A 6967-nucleotide genomic window follows, 5' to 3' on the forward strand; every position below is an offset into this window, starting at 1 on the left:
GTGCAGTACAGGCACTGCGGGACGTACCGGGGCCGCCGTCACTGCCGCAGCTGGCCCACCACGCGCGGTGGTCCGGCGATGCGGCCCAGTGGTGGCACTACGCCGAGGCGGCGGCGGATCAGGCCACGGCCGCGCGCAACGAATCAGCTGCCGCCCCCCTGCTGCTGGCCGTGCTGTCGGATCCTGGCCTGTTCAGGGCGTCCCCGAGGGAGTGGCGCCCCCTGAGGACCATGAGAGGCCATCCGCTCCGGCCCACGGGATGCCGTGCTTGATCGCACGCCGTGCGCGGGAACGCCATTGCCGTATCTCTCAAGGGTGATGGGACCGTCGGGCAGCCAGCCGTCGAGATAGCCGTCAACCAGGGTTGCGGTGGTGTCGAGATACGGTTCCCGCAGGAGGGGGACGAGGGACGCACGCGGTGTCCACACCGCAATCCGGTCGGGCCGACCGGCCCGGACAGGACCCCCAGGCGGGGAAGGGCCTGCGCGGGCAATGAAGACGTGCTCCTCCACGCGAGCCAGGAACGTGCCCGCCGGTGGAGGCGCCCAGCGTCGCCCTACGACGGACCCCATCGCATGTCCCGATCGCCGAAGCGGCGCACCGCGAGCCGGGCGGCCGCCTGGCTGTACGGCTCCAGCGGCTGGACGGGCGGTATTGGCTGCATCCGGGCCGCGCAACAGTCGTGCGTGCACGCTGCGCCCTCACTGTAGAGGGATCTCGGGAGGGCTGGAGGTGATTCCCGAACATCATCGCCCAGAGGGTAGGCCCCCCCACATGGAAGGTCGGAGCAGCGCCAGCCGAGGCGATCGCCAGGGGTCCGGAAGTGGGGCCCCTCCACGACCGTCGAAAGTTCGGAGCCAGGACAACAGCTGCTGTCGTGGCCGTCTCGCAAACTTGCCCGGAGTTCTGCCCATGTGAATCCTGCGCGACCAGGAACGCATCCCTTCGCAACGCAGGCCCGCATCGGGCTGCCTCCTTCTGGTCCAACTGTCCCAAGCCAGTTGGACCAGAAGGTCGGGCCTTCTGCCTTCGTCACGAAAGCCCCCGCCGGCCGCTCGGGGCGGTGTGGTCTGCCTGCGGTCGTGGTGGAGTCTGCACCGCCACAAAGGAGTCAACGTGCCAGAGACGCACGGTAGTTACCCGTATCCGGCGTTGCCAGAAGCTCCTACAGCCTACCCAGAGATCCCATACGCTGGCTCAGGGGGCTATGGCGCTCGGACCAGAGCCCGATGCGCGAATGAGCATCTAGGGCGGGCGATGACGTCACTGTTCGAAACGGCTGGCCGACGAAGAACGCACTGTCCGAAAGGAGTTGGACGAACTCCGCGCAGAGGCGGCCGCTGCCGAGGAGCACCTCGCCCGCTTGACGATCACTCGTGACACCTTGCTGGCCCTGATGGACGACGCCCCCCAGGGGGATCTTGCCACTGCGTCGGACGAGTCGGTCCCTTGCGATGCTGAGGATGCCCAGCCTGGCCCTGCCGCCTCCGCTACAGCACCAACGTCTCCATCTGGGCCGCTGAGCCTGGAAGAAGCCAGGGTGCGGATCGTGGCGCTGCTCCAGGGGGCCGGGCGGCCTCTGAAGGTGAACGACATCACTGCGGAGATCGGCGATGACTCTTCGCGGGTGGAGACGACCCGTTCGCGACTCAAGCGCCTGGTCAAGGAGGGCCGGGTGGTCGAGGGCCCGACGGGATCGTTCGCCATCACACTTACCACCGACGCCGCCGCGGGCGAGCATCACCCCCAATAGGACTTATTGCTTCCCGTTCGTCCCCCGTAAGCGTGACGAGCCCCGCTCATCACTGTCCTTTGCACACGTCCTTGGCGGCTTTGGTCAGCGTTCGGGCAGGGGCCGCTCATGGCGTGGTGAACACCGATACGGCCTGATCCGCGATGGCCTCGACGAGGGAGATCCCGGCTGCTTGGGTGGGCTCGTCGTCGCTGAGTACGGCGACGAGGAGGCGGCGGCCGTCCTTTTCTACGAGACCGATGCTGTTGATCACCCATAGTCCGGTCTCGCTCCTGGAGAGCCAGCCGTTCTTCAGCCGCACGGAGTCGGTGTCATCCACGGCGGCCGATATCCCCCAGTCCTGGTCTTCGGCCACGCCGCCCATGAGCTGTTGAACGTATGCCCGGGAAGCATCGGTCAAGGCGGAGCCGTCGGTAAAGACGGCCTCGAGCAGGCGCAGTTGATCAGCCGCGGTGGTCTCGGTCAGACCCCAGAGCCCGTCCTGGCCCGGGGTCGTCTCCCGCAGTCCCAATCGCTGGTTCGCGCCGGCCAGGCCTTCCGCTCCACCGATTGCATCCCACAGGGCAGTCGCGGCCGCGTTGTCGCTGGCGCGGATCATTACCGTGGCCCACTGCCGCTCCTGGTCCGTCAGCGTGCGGCCCGCGTCCTGAGCCTGGAGCAGCAGCGCGGCGAGTATGTCCACCTTGACGATGCTCGCCGTGACGATGACATGACGATCGCCGGCCGCAGCGCTCTGTCCGGACTCCAGGTCCATGACCGCAGCCGCGACCTGGCCGGTCGAGCCGGCCGTTGCCTCCTCGACCGCGGTGCTGAACTCCTCCCGCATCGACAACCCGGAGGACGGGCTCGGGAAGGGGGCAGGCTTTGCCTCGGCGGGAGGGACAGCGTTGCTCACCGGCGCCGTTTTGGGCCCGTCCTGGACACGGGTCAGGGAGATTGCTCCGCCCAGGACGATTAGCACTGCGGCTACTGCCACGTATCGGCGTGATCGCGCAGGGGTTCGATGGCATGTCGGGACTCCCGTGAGTTCTTTCTGCTCGGTGCATCATCTTCTGACCTGCGGCACTGATGAGCGGGGGTTCACTCGATCGCATGGAGAGTTCGACGTTCCGTCGAGATTCCTGACGGCCTGCCGCTATCCATGACACATGGTCGTTCGCAGTGAGCTGAGGCGTCGATGACGCTCGCGGTCGTCCGGTCGATCGGAACACCGCGGCGACTGGCGACGGCACAGGAGTACGAGGACTTCGAGCAGGAGCTGGTTGACCAGTTCCTGCTTGCCGGGGTCGGTGCCGGGATGGCGGACGGTTCGATCGCCGACGACCGGCGGGCGATCTTCGAGTTCGTGCGGTTCCTCGGCCGGCCGGTGTGGACCAGTGCCCCGGAGGACTCGGACCGGTTCCTCGCGGACCAGCGCAAAGTCAAGCGGCTGGCCCACAGTACGGTCCAGACCAAGGCGTGGACGCTCGCGCAGTTCTTCGACTTCTTGATCGCCCGCTACCAGGGCGACATCCACGCGCGTCCGGGCCGGTGACGACGCGCTGCGGTCGGGCCTGAAGGGCGCGGTGGGGACCTTCCTGCCCTCGTGGTCCGGGCGCCTGACACCGCACGTGCTACGGCACTTCTGCGCGTCCTCGCTCTATCTGCAAGGCGTCGATTTGAAGGCGGTCCAAGAGCTTTTGGGCCACGAATGGCTGTCCACTACGACCCGGTACATCCACGTACACGACAACCACATCGAGCAGACGTGGGCGACGGCGAACCAGCGGGTCACAGACCGGCTGGGCCTGGGCTGAGGAAGAGGATATGCGCTGGAACTTGCGGATGAAGGCCGCCGAGCGGGGGATCTGGAAGTCCACCGAGATGCGCCGACGCCTGGCGGATGCCGGGCTGGAGATCAGCACGGGCAAGATGTCGGCGCTGTGGACGGGGACACCCACGACGGTCCGGCTCGATGACCTGGACATCATCTGCCTGGTGCTGAAGTGCACCACGGCGGACCTGCTGATGCACGAGCCGGAGGTGGCGGCGACCAGGCGGCCACAGGCCGAGCCACAGGCGGCGACCGGGTCCACGTCGGTGGTGCCACGGCTGGGCCGCGGCCGGACCCTTCCGCCGCTCTGATGGCGCCGCCGAGGATCTGTCCACGGTGCCGGCAGCGGCCGGTGTCCAGTCAGGGCGCGAAGTACTGCCACCGCTGCCGGCCGCGACCGTGCGACCCGCCGCCGTGCCGCCAGTGCGGATCGACCGAGGACTACTGGTCGGCGTTCAAGTGCCGTGACTGTTACCGCGGTTCGTCAGCAGAGCGTCCGACGTCCTGCCCAGACTGCTTCGCCTGGGGGATGCTGAAGCGCTACGGCAGGATGTGCGTGGGGTGTCGCGGCTGGCGCCGCCTCTACCCGAACTCCGGTCCGTGCCGGGTCTGCGGTCGCGAGCTGCACCTGGGCGAGAACGGCGCGTGTCGGCTGTGCACGAAGCAGGCCCATCTGCTGCGGCCCCGCCGCCATGCCCTGGACCTGGAAGGGGCGAACCGGCACGGGCAGCAGCTGTATTTCGCGGACATGGAACGGCGGCTGCAGCTGCTGAACCCGAAGTTTTCGCGGCGGCGGCCCGAGCCGGCTCCGCAGCCTCCGCCCCCGCTGGTGCCAGCAGGGCACCGGCAGCTCGTCCTGTTCCCTCCGCACGGCCGGGACCTGCGGCGTGGCCAAGAGCGTGGCTTCCCCGAAGTCGACGCACCCGAGGTAGCGGCGGCGCTGAAGGCCGCGGTCGACGACTACGCGCGACACCACGGGCTGGGGTACTACACCGCCTGGGGTCTGGACCGCGGGCTCCGCATCCTGCTGAGTATCCAGGACACGCCCGGCGCCCGGTTCCGGGCGTCCGACGTGCTGTTGCTGCGTGACCTGATCCTCCCGGTCAAGCCCGTGTTGAGGCTGCTGGCCCAGCTCGACATGCTCGACGACGACCGCATCCCGAACATCGTCCCCTGGTTCCGCGAGCGCACCGCCGGCCTTCCCGAACCGATGGCCGGCGAACTCACCACCTGGTTCGAGCTGAAGCTGTCCGGCAGCACCGCCGCACCGCGCGTCAAAGCGCGACCGCACCGGTGGATTCAGCGGATGGTGACGAACGCGCTGCCCGCCCTTCGGGCGTGGGCGGACCAGGGCAAGGACTCGCTGAGATCCATCACCCGTGCCGACGTCCTCGACGTCCTGCCCGGCAGCGGAACCCCACGCGTCGACATGCTCCAGGGCCTGCGGCACATCCTGCGGCCACTGAAGAACCGGCGGATCATCTTCACGGACCCCACCGCCCGGATCTTCTGCGGCATGCCGACCTCCACCATTCCTCTGCCGGTCGAGATCGACGACCTCCGCAAAGTCCTCCACAACCAGGAAGTACCGCGGGCGGCCCTCGCGGCCTTGGCTATCTTCCACGCGCTCACCTCCGGGCAACTGCGCATCCTGAAGACCACCGACCTGCACGACGGCCGGTTGTTCCTGCCGAACCGGACTGTCCTGCTCGCCGACCCCGTGCGCGCCCGCCTGGCGGCCTACCTGGACTACCGCAACCGCCGGTGGCCCCGCACCGCCAACCCCCACCTGTTCGTCTCCCAGGTCACGGGCTGCGGCGTGGAGCCGGTCAGTCACGTCTGGATCAACGATGTGCTCGGCATCACCACCAGCCGGCTTCGCGAGGACCGCCTCCTCCATGAGGCCGACGCCACCGGCGGCGACCCCCGCCGCATCTGCGACCTGTTCGGCCTGTCCGTCGGCGCGGCCCTGCGCTACACCGGCACCATCGACCAACCCGGCCTCGTCGAACACAGCCTCCGCAACGCGGGAGGGCCGCCGAGGCCCCTCGCCGACGACCTCGCGGCCGACTGAGGGACTGACTCTCGGGAGGCGGACCGGACCAGGGCGCGCTGACGGGATCCGGCCGGATGCCGCCGTTCGCCTGCCGCACGGCGCGCCGCCGTCGACCGCGCCCGCCTGGCCTGGTTCCCAGCTAAGGTGTCGGCCATGACAATCCTCGAAATCGCGACATTCAGCCTGCGCACCGGTGTGTCCGAGCGGGCCTACCTGGAGGCCGACGAGGCGGTCGAGCGAACCTATGTGTCCGCACAGCCCGGTTTCCGGTCCCGCAACATCGGCAGCACCGACGACGGCAACCGGATCGTCGTCGTGTACTGGGCCGACACCGCATCAGCGGACGCGTCCATGGCTAGCTACATGGAAGCCCCGGCCACTGGGGATTTCATGGCTCTCGTCGACGCTGACACCATGGTGATGACCCGCTACACGATGACGGAATGACATGTTCCAACCGGAAGCCCGGCCAGCCTGCGGATCCAAGGGCGGAGCAAGGTGAGTCGGTCGGCGGCTGGCGTGATCACCCGGTCTGATCGTCGGTCACCTGGTCACCTCGCAGGCACTCGGGATTCCGCGGGCGCCGCGCAGCTGGGGGTGAGGATCGCGCTGATCGGTCCCGGGTACGCGGATTCGTACGCATGCCCGCATGCTCGCTCGTAGACCGGGCACATCGTGTGTGTCGGCTTCAGTCCACAACCGGCCGGGCCCGGCCCGCCACGAGCTCTTTCATCGCCCGGCCGCCCCCTGTCCGCCGCGCAGCCTGGTGAGGGTCTCGGGGGTCGAGACTGGTAGGGCCCGCGCAGAGAGTGCAATTTGGTGTCACATGATGTGACACGCCGGGTGAGGCTGGCTGTTCGCGGTGCCGTTTCACTGCGAGGCCACGGCCTTCTTGTACATGCGGATGAAGTCGCCGAGCAGGCTTGCGGTCCGGCGCAGTCTCCCACCGCACCAGCCTTGGTCGCAGCCCCCTGTCACTCGTACGGGCTGTGGCCTGCCCCCGGTTCGGCGGGCCCGGACGAACCCGCGCCCGCCCCGGTACCGTTATGGACGCACCACCCGCGAGTTCGGCTACGAGCCCCCTTCGGAAAACGTGAACCCGCGGCCTTTCCCTATTTCGCGAAGGAGATGAAGTGAAGACCCGCCGCTGGGACTTCGTCTCCGACCACGCCAAGACCTTCGGCGTGCAGCGGATATGCCGGGTCCTTCAGGTCTCCCGCTCCGGGCTACTACCGGTGGATCGCCGGCAGGGCGGCCCGTGCCGGGCGGCAGTCGCCGACGACGCCCTGGTCGCGGAGGTCCACGAGATCCACACCGAGCACAAGGGCTTTGTCAGGTTGAGCGG

The 6967-nt window shown here is 68.4% G+C and carries 8 protein-coding genes and 1 pseudogene; 8 read left to right on the forward strand and 1 reads right to left on the reverse strand.

The features are described 5' to 3' along the window. Together J7E89_RS26420 and J7E89_RS26425 are read left to right on the forward strand one after the other, a co-directional pair. Nucleotides 1-272 (forward strand): hypothetical protein (locus J7E89_RS26420; protein ID WP_214976942.1); only part of this gene is annotated, 272 nt, incomplete at its 5' end. Nucleotides 273-1540: 1268 nt separating this feature from the next. Then, nucleotides 1541-1753, forward strand: coding sequence for a hypothetical protein (locus tag J7E89_RS26425; RefSeq protein WP_214976943.1), 213 nt, complete (start codon nt 1541-1543; stop codon nt 1751-1753). A gap of 106 nt (nt 1754-1859) precedes the next feature. Here J7E89_RS26425 and J7E89_RS26430 read toward each other — a convergent pair whose 3' ends face one another. After that, nucleotides 1860-2648: a serine hydrolase gene (locus J7E89_RS26430; RefSeq protein ID WP_374196887.1), complete on the reverse strand. Its 789-nt coding sequence runs from the start codon at nt 2646-2648 to the stop codon at nt 1860-1862. 282 nt (nt 2649-2930) lie between these two features. Between J7E89_RS26430 and J7E89_RS26435 the strand changes: the two genes are divergently transcribed. The 6 genes and pseudogenes from J7E89_RS26435 to J7E89_RS26460 all read left to right on the forward strand — a co-directional run. Beyond that, nucleotides 2931-3287: an integrase gene (locus J7E89_RS26435; protein WP_214976944.1), complete on the forward strand. Its 357-nt coding sequence runs from the start codon at nt 2931-2933 to the stop codon at nt 3285-3287. 31 nt (nt 3288-3318) lie between these two features. Then, entirely contained in the window at nt 3319-3549 is a 231-nt protein-coding gene (locus J7E89_RS41110) for a tyrosine-type recombinase/integrase (protein ID WP_308315610.1), read from the forward strand. Nucleotides 3550-3559: 10 nt separating this feature from the next. Further along, nucleotides 3560-3877 (forward strand): helix-turn-helix transcriptional regulator, encoded by a 318-nt coding sequence (locus tag J7E89_RS26445; protein ID WP_214976945.1) that lies wholly within the window; start codon nt 3560-3562, stop codon nt 3875-3877. A 218-nt stretch (nt 3878-4095) separates the two neighbouring features. Next, on the forward strand, nt 4096-5640 hold the full coding sequence (locus J7E89_RS26450) for a hypothetical protein (protein WP_214976946.1): 1545 nt from the start codon (nt 4096-4098) through the stop codon (nt 5638-5640). Nucleotides 5641-5775: 135 nt separating this feature from the next. Beyond that, the gene (locus tag J7E89_RS26455; protein WP_214976947.1) at nt 5776-6069 is read left to right on the forward strand and encodes a hypothetical protein; all 294 of its coding nucleotides are present in this window, start codon (nt 5776-5778) and stop codon (nt 6067-6069) included. Between the two features lie 686 nt (nt 6070-6755). Continuing rightward, a pseudogene (locus J7E89_RS26460) lies at nt 6756-6967 on the forward strand (IS3 family transposase); the annotation flags it as partial.

It is taken from the genome of Streptomyces sp. ISL-100 (assembly GCF_018614615.1).
Taxonomy (GTDB): Bacteria; Actinomycetota; Actinomycetes; order Streptomycetales; family Streptomycetaceae; genus Streptomyces.